The sequence below is a fragment of the bacterium genome, from assembly GCA_035307765.1.
Classification (GTDB): domain Bacteria; phylum Sysuimicrobiota; class Sysuimicrobiia; order Sysuimicrobiales; family Segetimicrobiaceae; genus Segetimicrobium.
Map to the genome: position 1 here is coordinate 122,649 of DATGHU010000032.1, position 16,770 is coordinate 139,418.

General features: G+C 68.4%; 13 protein-coding genes. 6 read left to right on the forward strand and 7 right to left on the reverse strand.

Translation table 11 applies throughout. The features are described 5' to 3' along the window. The first annotated feature begins 13 nt into the window (after window positions 1-13). From VKV57_10430 to VKV57_10450, 5 genes are all read left to right on the forward strand, one after another. On the forward strand, window positions 14-2,938 hold the full coding sequence (locus VKV57_10430) for a molybdopterin-dependent oxidoreductase (GenBank protein HLW60322.1): 2,925 nt from the start codon (window positions 14-16) through the stop codon (window positions 2,936-2,938). Further along, window positions 2,938-3,834, forward strand: a complete 897-nt coding sequence (locus tag VKV57_10435; protein ID HLW60323.1) for a molecular chaperone TorD family protein — start codon at window positions 2,938-2,940, stop codon at window positions 3,832-3,834. Before VKV57_10430 ends, VKV57_10435 begins: the two co-directional genes overlap by 1 nt. A 115-nt stretch (window positions 3,835-3,949) precedes the next feature. Then, a complete protein-coding gene (locus VKV57_10440; protein HLW60324.1) occupies window positions 3,950-5,647 on the forward strand; it encodes a peptide ABC transporter substrate-binding protein in 1,698 nt (565 codons plus the stop codon). Window positions 5,648-5,702: 55 nt separating this feature from the next. Then, entirely contained in the window at window positions 5,703-6,629 is a 927-nt protein-coding gene (locus VKV57_10445; GenBank protein ID HLW60325.1) for an ABC transporter permease, read from the forward strand. A 37-nt stretch (window positions 6,630-6,666) separates the two neighbouring features. After that, on the forward strand, window positions 6,667-7,590 hold the full coding sequence (locus tag VKV57_10450; GenBank protein ID HLW60326.1) for an ABC transporter permease: 924 nt from the start codon (window positions 6,667-6,669) through the stop codon (window positions 7,588-7,590). A 26-nt stretch (window positions 7,591-7,616) separates the two neighbouring features. On the opposite strand, the gene VKV57_10455 is transcribed toward VKV57_10450, so the two are convergent. The 4 genes from VKV57_10455 to VKV57_10470 all read right to left on the reverse strand — a co-directional run bounded on the left by VKV57_10455 (window position 7,617) and on the right by VKV57_10470 (window position 11,961). Then, window positions 7,617-8,483 carry a carbohydrate ABC transporter permease gene (locus VKV57_10455; GenBank protein HLW60327.1) on the reverse strand — a complete coding sequence of 289 codons (867 nt, stop codon included), beginning with the start codon at window positions 8,481-8,483 and terminating at the stop codon, window positions 7,617-7,619. Further along, entirely contained in the window at window positions 8,477-9,418 is a 942-nt protein-coding gene (locus VKV57_10460) for a sugar ABC transporter permease (GenBank protein ID HLW60328.1), read from the reverse strand. Before VKV57_10460 ends, VKV57_10455 begins: the two co-directional genes overlap by 7 nt. A 92-nt stretch (window positions 9,419-9,510) precedes the next feature. Next, window positions 9,511-10,869: a sugar ABC transporter substrate-binding protein gene (locus VKV57_10465; GenBank protein HLW60329.1), complete on the reverse strand. Its 1,359-nt coding sequence runs from the start codon at window positions 10,867-10,869 to the stop codon at window positions 9,511-9,513. Window positions 10,870-10,992: 123 nt separating this feature from the next. Further along, entirely contained in the window at window positions 10,993-11,961 is a 969-nt protein-coding gene (locus tag VKV57_10470; protein ID HLW60330.1) for a VWA domain-containing protein, read from the reverse strand. A gap of 197 nt (window positions 11,962-12,158) precedes the next feature. Between VKV57_10470 and VKV57_10475 the strand changes: the two genes are divergently transcribed. Beyond that, window positions 12,159-12,611: a hypothetical protein gene (locus tag VKV57_10475; protein ID HLW60331.1), complete on the forward strand. Its 453-nt coding sequence runs from the start codon at window positions 12,159-12,161 to the stop codon at window positions 12,609-12,611. Between the two features lie 197 nt (window positions 12,612-12,808). Here the strand turns inward: VKV57_10475 and VKV57_10480 are convergent, their stop codons facing one another. From VKV57_10480 to VKV57_10490, 3 genes are all read right to left on the reverse strand, one after another. Continuing rightward, a complete protein-coding gene (locus tag VKV57_10480; GenBank protein ID HLW60332.1) occupies window positions 12,809-14,176 on the reverse strand; it encodes an MBL fold metallo-hydrolase in 1,368 nt (455 codons plus the stop codon). A gap of 22 nt (window positions 14,177-14,198) precedes the next feature. Next, window positions 14,199-15,335 (reverse strand): mandelate racemase/muconate lactonizing enzyme family protein, encoded by a 1,137-nt coding sequence (locus VKV57_10485; GenBank protein ID HLW60333.1) that lies wholly within the window; start codon window positions 15,333-15,335, stop codon window positions 14,199-14,201. 106 nt (window positions 15,336-15,441) lie between these two features. Beyond that, window positions 15,442-16,632: an amidohydrolase family protein gene (locus tag VKV57_10490; GenBank protein HLW60334.1), complete on the reverse strand. Its 1,191-nt coding sequence runs from the start codon at window positions 16,630-16,632 to the stop codon at window positions 15,442-15,444. Window positions 16,633-16,770: the final 138 nt, after the last annotated feature.

The window sequence follows — 16,770 nt, forward strand, 5'->3', positions numbered from 1 at the left end:
CAGGAGGCTACGCGTGGATCTCGAGAAACTCAATAAACTGGTGAGCGCGGCCCGCGCATCTGCAGAAGCCAGGGGCGAGACGTTCTACCCAGGGCCGAGCCGCATCCACCTTGCCGCGTTCCCCCCCAAGGAACGCTGGAGCGATTGGGTCGAGCTCGACTCGGCGGCGTGGCCGGCGCGGGCGGAGAAGCGCTACATGCTCGTCCCCACCACCTGCTTCAACTGCGAGTCGGCGTGCGGGCTCCTCGCCTACGTCAATCGGGACTCCCTCCAGGTCAGGAAGTTTGAGGGCAACCCGGAACACCCGGGGTCGCGCGGGCGCAACTGCGCGAAGGGACCGGCCACGCTCAACCAGATCACGGATCCCGACCGCATCCTCTTCCCGCTCAAACGCGGGGGACGCCGGGGAGAGGGCAAGTGGGTGCGGGTGGCCTGGGACGAGGCGCTCGACGAGATCGCCGCGAGAATCCGCCGGGCGATCACCGAGGGACGGCCCAACGAGGTAATGTACCACGTCGGCCGTCCCGGGGAGGACGGGTATACGGAGCGCGTCCTGGCAGCCTGGGGGGTGGACGGACACAACACGCACACCAACGTCTGCTCCAGCGGGGGGCGGGCCGGCTACCATTACTGGATGGGCCTGGACCGGCCGAGCCCCGACCACGCCAATGCGCGGGTGATCCTGCTGGTCAGCAGCCATCTCGAGGCGGGCCACTACTTCAACCCTCACGCGCAGCGCGTGATCGAGGCGAAGCAGAACGGCGCGAAGCTCATCGTGTTTGACACGCGGCTGTCGAACACCGCGACCCACGCCGACCACTGGGTGTCGCCCTATCCCGGCTCGGAGGCGGCGATCCTCCTCGCGATCGCCAATGACATGATCCAGAACGGCCGGTACGACCGAGAGTTCGTGCGCCGCTGGTGGAACTGGCAGGAATACCTCGCGGAGGAGCATCCCGGGGCGGCGGCGACCTTCGAGGCCTTCGAGGAGATCCTCAAGACCCTCTACGCCGACTTCACCTTCGAGTTCGCGGCGGCGGAGTCGGGCGTCGGCATCGAGGTGCTCCGGGAAGTCTCCCGCATCGTCGCCGCCGCCGGCACGCGGCTCGCCACACACACCTGGCGCAGCGCCGCGGCGGGGAATCTGGGCGGCTGGCAGGTACCGCGCACGCTCTTCCTCCTCAACGCCCTGCTGGGGGCGGTCGCGACCGAGGGGGGGACCTTTCCGAACGCGTGGAACAAGTTCGTGCCGCGTCCGATCTATCTGCCGCCGCATCCGCCAGGGTGGAACGAGCTCACCTGGCCCCGCGAGTACCCGGTGGCGATCAACGAGCTCTCGTTCCTCCTCCCGCACCTGCTGAAGGACGGGCGGGGGAAGATCGACGTCTACTTCACCCGCGTCTACAACCCGGTCTGGACCAACCCGGACGGGTTCTCGTGGATCGAGGTGCTGACCGACGAGCGCCTGGTGGGCCTGCACCTCGCGCTCACGCCCACCTGGAACGAGACGGCGTTCTTCGCCGACTATATCCTGCCGATGGGACACGCCTCCGAACGGCACGACCTGCATTCCTACGAGCAGTACAACGGCCAGTGGGTTGCGTTCCGACAGCCGGTGCTCCGCGCGGCGCGCGAGCGGCTGGGCGAGCGCATCACCGACACGCGGCAGGTCAATCCCGGCGAGGTCTGGGAGGAAAACGAGTTCTGGATCGAGTTGTCCTGGCGGGTCGACCCCGACGGCCGGCTCGGGATCCGGAAGTTCTTCGAGTCCGCGCAGCACCCCGGGCAGAAGCTGACCGTCGACGAGTACTACGGGTACATCTTCGACCACTCCGTCCCCGGCCTGCCGGAACGGGCCGCGGCCGAGGGGATTACCCCCCTCGAGTACATGCGCCGGTACGGAGCGTTTGAGGTCGCCGCCCAAATCGGCCCCGTCCACGAACAGCGGGTCCCCGCGCAAGAACTCGAGGACGTCCGCGTGGACCGGTTCGGGCGGGTCTACACCAGAGCGGCCGCCCCCGCCAACCCGAACATCGTTCCCACGGGAAGCCCGGAGCCCGACGCGGAGGGGCGCCGGCCCGTGGGGGTGCGGGTCGACGACGAGATCGTCCGCGGCTTTCCCACCCCCTCCGGGCGCCTCGAATTCTACTCCCACACCCTGGCCGCGTGGGGGTGGCGGGAGAGCGCCATCCCTTCCTATATAAAGAGCCACGTGCACCGCGACCAGCTCGCCCCGGACCAGATGGTCCTCATCTCCACCTTCCGCCTCCCGGTTCAGGTCCACACCCGCAGCGCGAACGCCAAATGGCTCGACGAGATTGCCCACACCAACCCGCTGTGGATCCATCCCGCCGACGCCGAGCGTCTCGGCGTTCGGACCGGGGATCTCGTTCGGGTGGAGACCGAGATCGGCGCCTTCGTCGTCAAGGCCTGGATCACGGAGGGCATCCGCCCCCAGGTCGTGGCGTGCAGCCATCACATGGGCCGGTGGAAGGTCCGGGAGGCCGGGCAGCGCCAGATGATGGCCACCGTCTCGCTGGAACAGAACCGCGACCGCTGGGCGATGCGGCAGCAGGAAGGGGCGCGACCGTATGCCTCCGCGGACGCCGACACGCTCAGGATCTGGTGGACGGACGTCGGCGTCCATCAAAACCTCACCTTTCCCGTGCATCCCGATCCGATCTCCGGGCAGCACTGCTGGCATCAGGCCGTGCGGGTCCGCAGGGCCGGGCCGGACGACCGGTACGGCGACATCACCGTCGACACCGCGCGGGCGGCGGACGTCTACCGCAAGTGGCTGGCGCTCACCCGGGGAGCGGACCGGCACTCGCCGGACGCCACCCGCAGGCCCTATTGGTTGATGCGGCCGCTGCGCCCGTCACGGGAGGCGTACCGTCTGCCGGACCGCCCGCTCCCGGCCGGCGTCGCCGGAGACTGATGGAGCTCTTCCGGGCCCTGGCCAGCCTGGCCGAGCCCCCCGGACCCGCGCAGATCCGCATCGGCGATCTCCTGGGTCTGCCCGAGCCCCCGGACGCGGCGCAGTACACCGAGGTGTTCGTCCTGCAGCTGTACCCGTATGCTTCGGCGTACGTCGGGGCCGACGGCATGCTGGGAGGGGAAGCGCAGGATCGCGTCGCCGGATTTTGGCGGGCCCTGAACCGAGTCCCGCCTGCGGAACCGGATCACCTCACGCCGCTGCTCGCCTTGTACGCCTCGCTGGCCGAAGGCGAAATGGGCGAACCCGACCGCGCGCGGAAGCTCCTCTGGGGCCGCAGCCGGAAGGCGCTGCTCTGGGAGCACCTGGCCTGCTGGCTGTTGCCGTATCTTGACAGGATGCGGGACGTCGCCCCCCCCTGTTACCGCGCCTGGGGAGATCTGCTCGCCGGAGCGCTGGCCGAGGAAGTCAGGACCCTCGGCCCCGCGGACGTCCTTCCGCTCCACCTCCGCGAGGCGCCTCCTCTGCCGGACCCCCGGGCGGAGCGGCCGGAGGAATTTCTCGCCGCGCTGCTCTCGCCGGTCCGCAGTGGGATGCTGCTCGTCCGCGCCGACCTAGCGCGGGCGGCGCGTGAGATGCAGCTCGGGCTGAGGATGGGAGAACGTCGCTTCATCCTCCGGTCCCTCCTCGCGCAGGATCCCGAGCACACGCTGGCGTGGTTGGCGGACGAGGCGCGCGCCTGGCGGGCACGGCACCTCGCCCACGAGCCCCTCACCGGCGCCGTGGCACGGTTCTGGGCGGGGCGCGCGGGGGCCGCGGCATCCCTGATCGAGACGCTGCGCCTCGATGAGCGGGCCGATCCCCATCCACAGCCGGGGCTGCGGACCTCGGCCGGTTGATGGCGTCTGCGCGACGCCTCTGAATCCCGCGACACGTGAAAGGGATTTTCTGCCGGCCCGACGAACGGGCCGCGGTGTCCAAGGAAAGTCAGATCATCACGGGAGGGGTGTGATCGTGGCAGATACGTCCGTCAAGTTTCCCTGGGGATCGTACTATCGAAATGGACTGATCACGCGCCGGCAATTCGTGAAGCTTACCGCGTTGCTGGGGGGAACCGCGGCGGCAGGATCGCGCATCCTATCCGCCCCCGCTCCGGCATCGGCCGCACTGGCGCCGGCCGCCAAGCAGGTTCTCCGCTATCCGAGCCAGGAGCCCCTTCATTTCGACCCAGCGACCATGGAGACGCGGCGTGAGATCCTGGTCGGCATGGCCCTCTTTGACCCGCTGATCACGTTCGACGACACCGGCCACATCGTCGCGGTGGCGGCACGGGCCTGGGAGGTGTCGAAGGACGGGCTCACCTACACCTTTCACCTCCGGCCCGGCATGCGCTGGTCGGACGGGCATCCCGTGACGGCCGCGGACTTCGAATACGCCTGGAAGCGCGTGGCGGACCCGGCGATCGCCAGCGACTACGCGTCGGCCCTCTACCCGATCAAGGGCGCGCTGGACTACAACAAGGGCACCACCAAAACCAGCGCCGGCGTCGCGATTAAGGCCGCCGACACCCTGACGCTCCGGGTAACCCTGACGGAGCCGGCGGCGTACTTCCCGCGGCTCGTCTCGACCTGGAACTACCTACCGGTTCCCCGCTGGCAGGTCGAAAAGTACGGGAAGAAATGGGTCGAACCCGGCAACCACGTCGGCAACGGCATGTTCACGCTTCAGAAGTGGGAGCATGATCGGGAATTGGTGATCGTGGCGAACCCCCACTACTGGGGGGCGAAACCCACGCTGCAGAGGATCGTCTTCACGTTGACCGACGATGCCTTCCGCACGAGCCTGCCGGCGTTCGAAAACAACGAGCTCGACGTCACCGATCAGATCCAGCCGGGGGACATCGAACGCGTCCGAAAGGACCCGACGCTCAGCAAACAGCTTCAAAAATACCGCTGGTCCGGGACCGCCGCGGTGTTCTGCGACACGACCAACACCAAATCGCCGCTCAGCAAGAGCAAGGTCCGGCAAGCGCTGTATCTGGCGATCGATCACAAGCGCGTGGCCAGCGACGTCCTCCGCGGCATCTACGACCCGGCGCCCACGATCACCCCGCCCGGCACAATCGGCTACCTCGCCACCCCACCGCTGACCGGCGGCGCGGACCGGGCGAGACAGCTGCTCGCCGAGGCGGGCTACCCGGACGGCAAGGGCTTTCCCGATGTTAAACTGGCGTGGGGCAAGCTCGTGACCTTCGACCTCGTCGCTCAGGCGCTGCAGCAGATGTGGCAGGACACCCTCAAGATCAACATCACCCTGCAGCGGATGGAGGCGAAAGAGTACAACGCCGCGTTCAACTCCTGGGCGAAGCAGCCCTACGACTGCTTCATCGACCGGTGGGGATCGGATTACGAAGATCCTGCCAACTGGGCCAACATCCTCTTCGACTCCGAACAGGACTTCTTCCACACCAAATGGCGCAACGACGCGTTCGACAAGCTGATCCGCAAGGGGGCCGGCGAGGGGAACCCGGCGGCGCGCAAGCAGATGTACGAGGCCGCGGAGAAGATCCTCAACACGGACCTCCCGGCGATCCCGATCTTCCACCTGGGGGTGATCGTGGCGGTGAAGCCCTGGGTGCAGGGTTTCCGGCTCCCGCCCGCCGCGACGGCCTGGTATGGAACGTTTGGGCGCGTGAAGATCCTCGACCACTAGGCACTCCGGGGCGCCGCGGGCAGTCGTCGCCGCGGCGCCCCGCACGTGGCCGGACATGGGACTCTACCTCGCCCGACGTCTGCTTCTCGCCGTTCCCACCATTGCCATCGTGTACACGGTGGCCTTCGTCCTCGTGCATGCCACGCCCGGGGGCCCCTGGGATAACGCGGAGAAACCGCTGGCCCCGCAAGTGATCGAAAACCTCAAGATCAAGTACCACCTGAAAGAGCCGATCTGGTCGCAGTATATGCTGTACCTGCGGGACGCGGCGCACGGTTCGCTCGGCCCTTCGTACGTGAACACCTCACGCGACGTCGCGGAGATCATCGCGGATTTCTTTCCCGTGTCGATCCAGCTGGGAGCGGTGTCGATGGTGCTGGCGCTCGCGGTCGGCATCCCGCTCGGGACGCTGGCGGCCGTCTACCGCAACACGCCGATCGATTACGCCGCGGTCGGCCTCGTGGCCGTGGGCATCTCGATCCCCAACTACGTGATGGCCACCATCCTCGTGACCGTCCTCGCGGTCTACCTGCACTGGCTGCCGACCGGCGGCTGGGGCGGGGTGCTGGACATACGGATCATCATCCCGGCGCTCGCGATCGGCTTCCGCCCCGCGACGACGCTCGCCCGCTACCTCCGGACGTCTCTCTTGGACGTCCTCAACCAAGACTACATCCGCACCGCACGGGCGAAAGGACTGGCGGGGGGAATCGTCATCATCCGCCACGGCCTCCGCAACGCCCTGATCCCGGTCGCGACGGTCTCCGGGATTCTGGTGGCCGACGTGGTCACCGGATCCTTCTTCGTCGAAACGATCACGCGGGTGCCCGGGATCGGCCGGTACTTCGTGACCGCCACCAGCGGGCGGGACTACCCGGTGCTCCTCGCGCTCGCGCTGCTGTTCGGCGTGATCATCATCACGATGAACATCCTGGTCGATCTGTCGTACGCGGTCCTCGACCCACAGGTGCGGTATGGGTGAGTCCACGCCCTTTCCCCTCCCCTCGTCGGCCGGGGGGGTGAGCGGACAACCGAGACGCCGCCATCCGGGACTTCGCGCCCTGACCCGGTTCGCCCGGCATCGGATGGCCGTCGCCGGCGCCCTCTTCCTCGCGATCGTCATCCTGGCGGGGGCCGGGGCGCCGATGCTCTCGGCCTACCGGTACGACCGCCAGGATCTGTTCGCGACCTACGCCGGCCCGTCGCGGACCCACTGGGCGGGGACGGATGCGCTCGGCCGGGACGTCCTGAGCCGGTTGGTGTACGGGGCGAGGGTCTCGATGAGCGTCGGGGTCATCACCGCGGCCCTGGTGTTGCTGGCCGGGGTTCCGCTGGGACTCGTCGCGGGGTACTTCGGCGGGACCTTCGACCTGCTGCTGATGCGCGTGGTGGACATCGTCTACGCCATCCCGTACCTCCTCCTGGTCATCCTCCTGCAAACGTTTTTCACCTCCTTTCTCCCCACGGTCCGGCACGGACCGCTGGTCTGGCTCCACCTGCTCAACCGTCACACGGGGGGGGTGGCGGCGATCGTGCTGGCCCTGGCCCTTGTCGGCTGGCTGGACGTGGCTCGGATCGTGCGCGGCCAGGTCCTGACCGTCCGGAATCGCGAGTTCGTTCTGGCGGCGCGCAGCCTCGGGGCGTCTGACCGGCACATCATGGCCGCCCACCTCCTGCCCAACGTCGCCGCGGCCATCATCGTTGCGGCAACCCTCTCGATTCCGTTTTTCGTCATCGCGGAAGCGGGGCTCAGTTTTCTCGGCCTGGGCGTCCAGCCGCCGGTGCCGAGTTGGGGGACGATGATCGCCGAGGGCATCGATTCGATCGAATCCTATCCGCGCCTGGTGATCGGCCCGGGACTGGTCCTCGCCGCCACGCTCCTCAGCCTGAACTTCATCGGCGATGGACTCCGAGACGCCCTCGACCCCGGAATAGAACGGTAGCCGCTCCCCGCCGACCGCCGCGGGCGTCAGCGCTTGACGGCCCCGAACGTGAGGCCGGTCACGATGTGGCGCTGCACGATGAGCGTCAGCACCACCACCGGCAGCGTAATCATCGTCGCCGCGGCGGCGAGCGGACCCCATTCGATCTCCTCGTAGTTGATCATGTTGAACACCGCGATCGGGAGGGTACGGGTGTGCCGCCCGGCGAGGATCACCGAGAACAGGAAGTTGTTCCAGGAGAAGATGAAGCTGAGGATGGCCGCGGCCACGATCCCCGGGCCGACCAGCGGGACCGCCACCCGCCAGAACACGCTGTAGTAGGAGCACCCGTCGATCAGGGCGGCATCGTGCAGCTCCAGCGGGATGTCCTCGAAGAACCCGATCATCACCCAGATGATCAGGGGGAGACCGACCACGAGATGGGTGAGGATCAGCGCCTGGTAGGTATCCACCATGTGCAGGCTCCGGAACAGGATGTACCAGGGAATCAGGTAGCTGATCCCGGGGACGATCCGGGCGACGAGGACGGTCAGGGCCAAACCGCCCTGGCGCCAGCGGGCGATGCTGAACGCGGCGGGGAGCCCGACCGCGAGCCCGATCACCGTGCTCCCCACGGCGACGACCAGGCTATTCCAGATGTATTGCAGGAACGGGTTTTTGGCGAAGACCTCCGCGTAGTTCTTGACGGTGACCGCGAACCGGAAGAAATGCGGCGGGTACCCTGCGGCCTCCACCTGGGTCTTCAGGGAGAGCGTCACCATCCAGTAGAACACGAAGGCCGCCGGCAGCATCACGGCGATCACCATCGCATAGAAGCCCGCGGTGCGGAGCCGGTCCACGGCCCGGCGCCTTCGCCCGGCCGGAATCCCCGCCCCGGCGGCCCGCGCTACCACTCCGCCCTCCGCACCTTCATTAAGACCAGCGACGCCCCCAAGACGATCGCAAACAGCACCACCGCCATCGAGGAAGCATACCCCATGTTGAAGTACGAGAATGCCTGATTGAACAGCAGCAGGTTGATCGTCTCCGACGCGTTGGCGGGCCCTCCCTGCGTCATGACGAAGATGATGTCGAACGTCTTGATCGCGTCGATCGCGCGGAAGAGGACCGCGACAACCAGCACCGGGCGCAGCAGCGGCAGCGTGATGTGCCAGAAGGCGCGAAGCGCCGTCGCGCCGTCGATGACCGCGGACTCGTAGGGTTCCTTCGGCAGCGCCGCCAGCCCCGCGAGCGCGATCAGCATGATGAGCGGCGTCCACTCCCACACGTCGACCAACCCCAGCGCGTAGAGCACGGTGTGGCTGCTGTAGATCCACTTCTGCGGCGGCAGGCCGACCCGGGTCACCAAGTAGTTCATCACCCCAAGCGTGGGGTGGTACATCATCACAAAAATCAAGGCGATCGCCGTGGGCGTCGCCACCATCGGCAGGATCGACAGCGTCCGGATCAGCCCGCGTCCCCAGAACTCCCGGTTGAACAGCAGCGCCATCGCCACGCCCACGACGGTTTCGACGGCCACCACCAGCGCCGCGAACAGCAGCGTCCGGACGAAGGCGCCTCGAAACCTTGGGTCGCCCAGGATGTGTGCGTAGTTTGAGAGGGCGACGAACTTCGGCGGGGCCAGGCTCGACAGGAACCACTCCTGCAGGCTCATCCACCCCGTGTACAGCACCGGATAGACGATGATCAGCGCGACGACGATGACCGCGGGCGCCGGGAAGATGACGGGGGCGTGGCGGTGGGCAAACCGCCCCAGGCGGCCCCGCATCCCCCGCGGGGCCGGGGCGCCCGGTGGACACACGGCCCGCGCCGGCTCTGCCTTGATCACCCTTCATCCCCTCGCCGCGAAAAGAGCCCGACCCTCCCGCGCCGGACGCTGCCGCCGGCGGAGGGCCGGGCTCTCATCGGAAGACGGCGCCGCTATTTCTCGGTCTTGTCCAGCATCTCCTGGAACTGCGTGTTGGCCTCCGCGATCACGTCCGCCGACTTGGCCCCCTCGATGGCCTTCTGGATGGCGACGCCGATGATGTCTCGATACTGTGTGACGTCGACGATCTCCGGCAGCCCCGGGCGGCTGATCTTCAGGCTGTCCTGATACGCCTGGTACCAGCTGAGCGGCATCTTATGTTTGGCCTTGATCTCCGGCAGCCCCCAGCTGGACGCGCGGCCGACGCCAACGCCGGAGAGCAGCTCGCGGTTGCAGTTGGTCTTGCTGGTCGCCCACTCGCTGAACAAGTACGCGGCTTCTTTGTGCCGGCTCTGGCCGCTCACGGCCATCGCGTTGGTGAACGTCGGGGCGAAGCGGCCGGCGGGGCCGCCCGGCAGCGGAGCGTATCCGACCTTGCCGACGATCTTCGACTTCGTGGGGTCCTCGAATTGGTTGGCGAAGTTCACGCCGTCGATGTAGATGGCGACCTGGCCTTGGATGAATGCCGCGCTGCACTCGTACCAGTTGAAGTTGACGACGCCGGGCGGGGCATATCGCCGCAGCATCCCCGCGTACCAGTCCATGGTCTTGATCCAGGCCGGGGTGTTCATCGCCGATTTCCGGTCGGCGGTCAGATACTGCCCGCCCATCGCAAAAAGCACGAAGGCCCAGGGCGTGGCGTTGGCGTTCTTGAGCCCCCGCATGACGAAACCGTACATGTTCGGCGGGTTGTGCAGCTGCTTGGCCTGACTCTCCAATTCGTCCAGGGTCTTCGGCGGCCCCCACCCCTTCTGATCAAAGAGATCCTTCCGGTAGAACAGGACGAACGGATCCGGGAAGGTGGGGAGGGCGCTGATCGACTTGTCGGGCTCGGTGACCGCGTCCACCGCGCCCTTGGTCATGTCGCTCCACGCATAATCCTCCGCCGTCAAGCTCTTGTCTTTCAAATCGTCGTTCAGCGGCAGGAACCATCCGGACTTCCAAAAGCGCCGCTTTTCGACATGCATGCTGGCGTGCCAGGCATCGATGTCTCCGGATCCCGCCGCCATCTGCACGACGAGCTTCTCGCGGCCCTGGACCTCCGGAATGACCTCGTGCTGGATCTTTATGCCGGTGAGCGATTCAAACTCGGGAAAGTGCTTCTCGATCTCGTCGACCCACGGGTGCTTATAGAAGAGCAGGGACAGCGTCGTGCCTTTGTACCGCTGCCAGTTGACGCTCCCCGCCGCGGCCGGCGAGAGCGCGAACGGGCTGACCGCGGCCCCCGCCGCCGCGGCCGCACCCAGCCTCAGCAGCTGCCGCCGCGTCATCCCAGGAGACTGAACGCCCTTCCCACTCTGCGTTCTGCCCATGCGCTCCTCCTCGCTGCGCCCCCCGCGCGGGGCCCCGGCAAGGACACGGCCCGCACCGGCGCGGACGGGCGGAAAACTCGCCAGGCGATGTTAGCCAGCAGGCCCTCAAACTCCTTGCGGGGCTCACCGCAGCGGCTGCAGCCGCCACGAGCCAACGAGGGCGACGATCAGGAGAAGAGCCCCCAGCGCGGCGACGAGGCCGGTGATCTCAACCGGCTGCGATTCCCACCCCACGCTGCGGGCGAGCGTGCGATAAACCGCGCGCAGCGCCCCGGCGGACGTGGGATGAAAGTACTCGCCGCCGGTCCGGTGCGCCACCGCGCGCAGGGTTTCTTCGTCCAGCGGGCCGCCGACCATCCAACGGTTGTCGGGGGTGATCGGCTGGCCGATGCCGACGGTATACACCGTCACCTCCTCGAGCCGGGCCAGGTCCGCCGCCGCGAGCGGGTCCATCCCGGCGTTGTTCTGCCCGTCCGACATGAGGACGACGATGCCGGGAGGCCGGGGGCCGGGCGGTCGTGGAGGAATGGTGCCGTCGGGCAGCGGGCGGACGCGCCCGGGAAGGGCGGCGACCGCCTCCATCAGGCCATCGCCGATCGCGGTCCGGTGCCTCAGGCTGATCCCCGCGATCGCTTCCTGCACCCGCTGGTGATCATCGGTGGGCAGGAGGTGCAGGACGGCGTTGCCCGCAAACGTGACCAGCCCGATCCGGATGTGCCCCGGCAGCGCGGCGACAAATGCCTTGGCCGCCGCCTGGGCGGCCGCCAGACGCGTGGGGGTCACGTCCCGGGACAGCATGCTGCCGCTCACGTCGATGGCGAGCATGATCGCCGACTGGTCGGTCGGGATCTGGATGGGGACGACCGGCCGCGACACGGCGAAGGCGACGACGGCGAGCGCCAGCAGAAACGCGGCCGGAGGGATATGGCGGCGAAGGCGACGGCGGGTCCCCATCGCCAGGACCGCGACATCGAGGCGTGGAAACCTAATCGCGGAGGGGGGGCGGAGGCGCAGCAGCCACAGATACGCCGCCGCGGCAAACGGGACGACGAGGAGCCCCCAGAGGAAGACCGGCCAGCGGAAGCTAACCACGGACAATCATCACCTGCCGGTCGGCGTTGGATCCGACCGGGATGGTCTCGACGGGCGGGTGGACGTTTGCCCCCCCTTCGCGAATGCCGGGAAGGGATCCTGCTCGTCCACAACGCGGCCAACATATATTCGTTACAGAAATCCCCGATGATGGGAGGCACGAGCTCACAGGCTTCATTCGTGGGGAGGGAGCACCTATGAGAAACATCGTGGCAGGGTTGATCGGGATCGCCTGCGCGCTCCTGTACGCCGCTCCGCCGACAGGCGCGGCGATGATGGGCGGGGACGTGAAGAAGGAACTGCAGACCGCCATCTTTCACTCCAGCGAACTGGCCCAGCGGGGCAACGCGGTTGCGGCCGCGAAGTTGCACCTGCAGCACGTGATCAACTGCCTGGAGGGTCCGAACGGCGCGGACTTCCAGACCTCCGCCGGCTACCCGTGCCAGGGGATGGGCAACGGCATCATCCCCGATCTGAAGGCCCAGGTGGCGGCGAAGGTTCCAGGGGCCGACGAGGCAATGAAGCAGGCCATGCTCGCCTGGACCCTCGCCAAGCAAGGCATCGCGAAGAACGACGTCAACGAGGTCCAGCCCTGGGCGAAGGTGGTGTCCGACTACCTGAAGGCCGCGCTCCAGGCCCTGGGCTCCTAACTCAGCGGATCGTCCGGATCGACGGCGCGGCCTGACCGCGCCGACCCCTTGCGGGTCCCGGCCGCAGCGACCGTTCGCAGGTCGCTGCGGCCGTCGGGTTCACCGCGCAACTCCCCCGGAGGGACGCTGTCGAAGGGGGAGCGGCGCGAGCGGAGGCGAAGCCGTGCGGAACGGTACACACCGTCCCGAGCGGCGCCTCAGACCGTGATCGGCTGGCCGCGGGGGGGGATCTCGGTGGGGATCCCGCGCGCGGAGAGCACGCCGGCCAGCCCGGCCGCCTCACCCTCCTCCCCGTGCACGCAGTACACCCTCCCGACCTTCGGCACCCGCTGCACCCACTCCACCAACTCGGCTCCGTCGGCATGGGCGCTGAATGCCGCCAGGACCGCGACCCGCAGCCGGACGTCAAAGGGTTCCCCGTAGACCCGCACCGGCGAGACGCCGTCGACGAGACGGCGGCCGAGGGTGTTCGCCGCCTGGAACCCCACGATGAGCAGCACGGATCTGGGGTCGGCAATGTGATGGCGGAGATGCTGGAGGATCCGCCCGGACTCGCACATCCCCGAGGTGGCGATCACGAGGAACGACTCGGCTTTGGTGTTCAGCGTCTTCGACTCCTCCGCCGACCGCAGGTAGCTGAGCCCCTTGAACCCGAAGGGATCCTGCCACTCCAAGTGCGTTCGGACTTCGTCGTCAAAGCACTCCGGATGGAGCCGGAAGATCTCGGTCGCGTCCACCGCCATGGGGCTGTCGACGTAGGTCGCCACCGCGGGCACCCGGCCGGTTTCGCGCAGCCGGTGGAGCGCGTAGGTGATGTCCTGGGCGCGCCCGACGGCGAACGACGGGATGAGAACCTTGCCGCCGCCGGCGACGGTCTCGCTGACGATCTCGCCCAGCTTGCGCTCGCCTTCGGCGATCGGGGGGTGCCGGCGGGTTCCGTAGGTCGATTCCATCAGCAGGACATCGACGGCCGGCAGCGGCTCGGGGTCGCGGAGGATGGGTGCCCCCGGACGTCCGAGATCGCCCGTGAACCCGAGCGTGCGTCCCGCGGCCTCGATGCTCGTCACCGCCGACCCGAGGATGTGCCCGGCGTCGCGAAAGGTGACCGTCGCGCCCCCGATCGGAAACGCCCGCCCGTAGGGGACCCCCACGAGGTGGCCGATCGCCGCCTCCGCCTCTTCGGCGCTGTACAGCGGTGGGGAGGACGGTTTCCCACCGGTGCGCCCCCGCTTCGCGAGAAACACCGCGTCCTGGTGCTGAACCTTCGCGCTGTCGCGGAGGATCAGCCCCGCAAGATCCCGCGTCGCCGGCGTGCAGTAGATCGGACCGGAGAACCCTTGGCTGACGAGGGTGGGAAGGTTGCCGCAGTGGTCGAGATGCGCGTGAGAAAGGACCACGGCGTCGATGCTGGACGGTGGAAACGGGAGATGGGCGTTCACCTCGTAGGCCTCATCCCGCCGCCCCTGAAACAGCCCGCAGTCGAGCAGCAGACGGACCCCGGACGTCTCGACCAGGTGCATCGATCCCGTCACGGTGCGCACCGCGCCATAGCAGGTCACTTCCATCGCCGGCGCCACGGCAGCGGCCCTAGGCGCGCGCGGGCCGCGACGCGGCGGCGGGCGCCCCGGCTCCCGGTCTGACCTCGTACCGCCGCAGCGCGTCCCAGTCGAACTCCACCCCATGGCCCGGGACCGATGGGGGGGTCAGGCATCCCCGCTCGGCCCGCAGCGGCGTCCGGAGCACCCCCAGGTCCGCCAGGCTGCCCCCATCGACGTCTTCGAGGACCGTGGCGTTCGACACGGCGCAGTGGAGGTGGCAGGAGATCTCGGCCATCAGGTGCCCGGAGACGAGGAGGTTGTGGCTCTCGGCCAGGTGGGCAATCTTCATCCACTCGGTGATGCCCCCCACCCGTGCCACGTCGGGCTGCACGATGTCGACCGCCGACTGGCGCACGTACTCGGCAAACTGATACGTGCTGTGAACGTTCTCGCCGAGGGCCACGGGCAGAGGCACGTGCGCTTTCACCCAGGCGTTTCCTGGGACGTCGTCCGCGAGCACCGGCTCCTCGATCCAGTGCGGGGCGAAGGGCTCGAGCATCCTGACCCGCCGCACCGCCTCCGCCGCCGTCCACTTTTGGTTGGCGTCAACCATCAGCCGGGCGCGTGGGCCAACCTGCTCACGTACCGCCCGCACGCGTTCCACGTCCGCGTCCGGATCGTCCGACCCGACCTTCATCTTAAACGCCTGATACCCGCGCCGCTGCCAGCCCTCGACCTGCGCGCGCAACTCGGGGAGCGGCAGGTGGAGGTTGACCCCGCTGCCGTAGGCGACCACGGGCTGCACCCGGCCGCCGAGCACCTCAGCCAGCGGCCGGGCGGCGGCCCGGGCGGCGAGGTCCCACAGCGCGATGTCCAGCGAGGCCAGGGCCAACCGGGCGATCCCGCCGGCGGCATCATGCGTGCCCTGCCAGAGTTCGTGCCAGATCCGGCCGATCGGCGCGGGGTCGCGTCCGTCGATCATGGGCAGCAGGTAGTCCGAGAGCAGCGCCGCGACTGCGGTGCCGCCGGTCCCGATCGTGTAGGCCCAGCCGACCCCGCCGAGTTTGGCATCGGTCGCCACCCGCGTGATGATGAGCTCGTGATGCGTGATGCGATGCGTCGCGCTTCCCCATGGTGCCGGCAGCGGCACCCGGTAGCAGCGAGCCTCGGTTGAGACGATCTTCACCGTGTTCCCCTCCCACCGCGGCCGATTCGCCGGAGGACGAGCAGACGGCCGGTGCCCGGCCGAACCCCAGGCTGGCAACCGCGCCGGGCGCGGCCCGTCCCCGGCGCTATTCGGCCGACAGCGTATCCCGGCGGCGGCCGCCTTGAAGGATCAGCCCGACACGCCGCAGGGAGCTGATATCCTCGAGCGGGTTGGCGTCCACGCTGATCACGTCGGCCAACTTCCCGGGCTCGAGAGTCCCCACCTCGTTCGCCAGCCCGATCGCCTCGGCGGCACGGCGGGTGGCGGCCTGAATCGCATCGTGCCGGTCCGCTCCCCATTCGACGACCTGGGCGATCTCCCACCACATCAGGCCGTGCATCGAATCGGTGCCGAGCGCCCACCGGACGCCGCTCTCGAGCACAGACCGGAAGGTCTCCTGAGACCTCGCGCGCGCTTCCTTGAGCTTGGCCATGATCGACGGCTCGTGAGCATCCCCCTTCTCGATGCCGTCGGGATGGCCGCTCACCGCGTTGTTGGTCACCAGCCATGTGCCGCGCTTGCGCATGGCCACGAAGTCGTCCGGGTCGCACAGCTTGCCGTGTTCGATCGTGTCGACCCCTGCGTCGATGCAGATCTTCACCCCGGGACCTCCGTGGGCGTGGACGGCGATGGGCTTGTTGTTCCGGTGCGCCTCCTCCACCGCCACCTGGACCTCGTGGGGGGTGTAGGCGTACCAGCGGGTGGACGTTCCCTTGCTCGAAGTGCCGCCCGTCATGAAGAGCTTGATGAGGTCGGCGCCTCTGGCCACGTTTTCCCGGATACGCTTGCGAATCTCGTCCTCCCCGTCGGAGTACGTCAGCGCGGCACCGTGCCCGTTGCGGGCGGTGATCGGCCGGGTCGCGACCAGGAGCCGCGGGCCGGGGAGCGTTCCCGCGGCGATGGCTCCGCGCAGGTCGACGTCGATGAAGTGCTCCTCGCCCACCACCCGCATCGTAGTCACGCCGGACCGCAGGTCGAGGCGGAGGTTCTGGATCGCCCGCAGCAGCTGCGGCACCGGGGGCTGGCGGAGCTGGCCGATCTGGTCCCCCAGGCCGGGGACGATCGAGGCGTGGGAATGGGCATCGACAAAACCCGGCAGGAGGGTCTGCCCGCCGCAGTCGATCACCTCGGCCCCCTGCGGGATGGGGAGGTCCGCCTCGCGGCCGACCGCGGTGATCCGCTCCCCCTCCACCAGCACCACCCCCCGCTCGATCGGCGGGCGGCCGGTGCCGTCAATGATGCGCCGTGCCTTAATCGCGAGACGCGCTGCGTGCATCGTCCGCTCCTCCGGGTGAGCTCGATCTCCATGAGGAGCATCCCCGTCCAAGGTGATCCGCGCCGACCCTCAACGCCCCACCGGGACGGCGGGCCGCTCGCGCCGGGATCGGTGCGGACCCGGCCCAGCCCGGTTTCG

Bases quoted from the DNA above. Each gene is read 5' to 3' on its own strand.
- VKV57_10435 (HLW60323.1), top strand. From the start codon at position 2,938: ATGGAGCTCTTCCGGGCCCTGGCCAGCCTGGCCGAGCCCCCCGGACCC.
- VKV57_10490 (HLW60334.1), bottom strand. From the start codon at position 16,632: ATGCACGCAGCGCGTCTCGCGATTAAGGCACGGCGCATCATTGACGGC.
- VKV57_10445 (HLW60325.1), top strand. From the start codon at position 5,703: ATGGGACTCTACCTCGCCCGACGTCTGCTTCTCGCCGTTCCCACCATT.
- VKV57_10465 (HLW60329.1), bottom strand. From the start codon at position 10,869: ATGGGCAGAACGCAGAGTGGGAAGGGCGTTCAGTCTCCTGGGATGACG.
- VKV57_10480 (HLW60332.1), bottom strand. From the start codon at position 14,176: ATGGAAGTGACCTGCTATGGCGCGGTGCGCACCGTGACGGGATCGATG.
- VKV57_10475 (HLW60331.1), top strand. From the start codon at position 12,159: ATGAGAAACATCGTGGCAGGGTTGATCGGGATCGCCTGCGCGCTCCTG.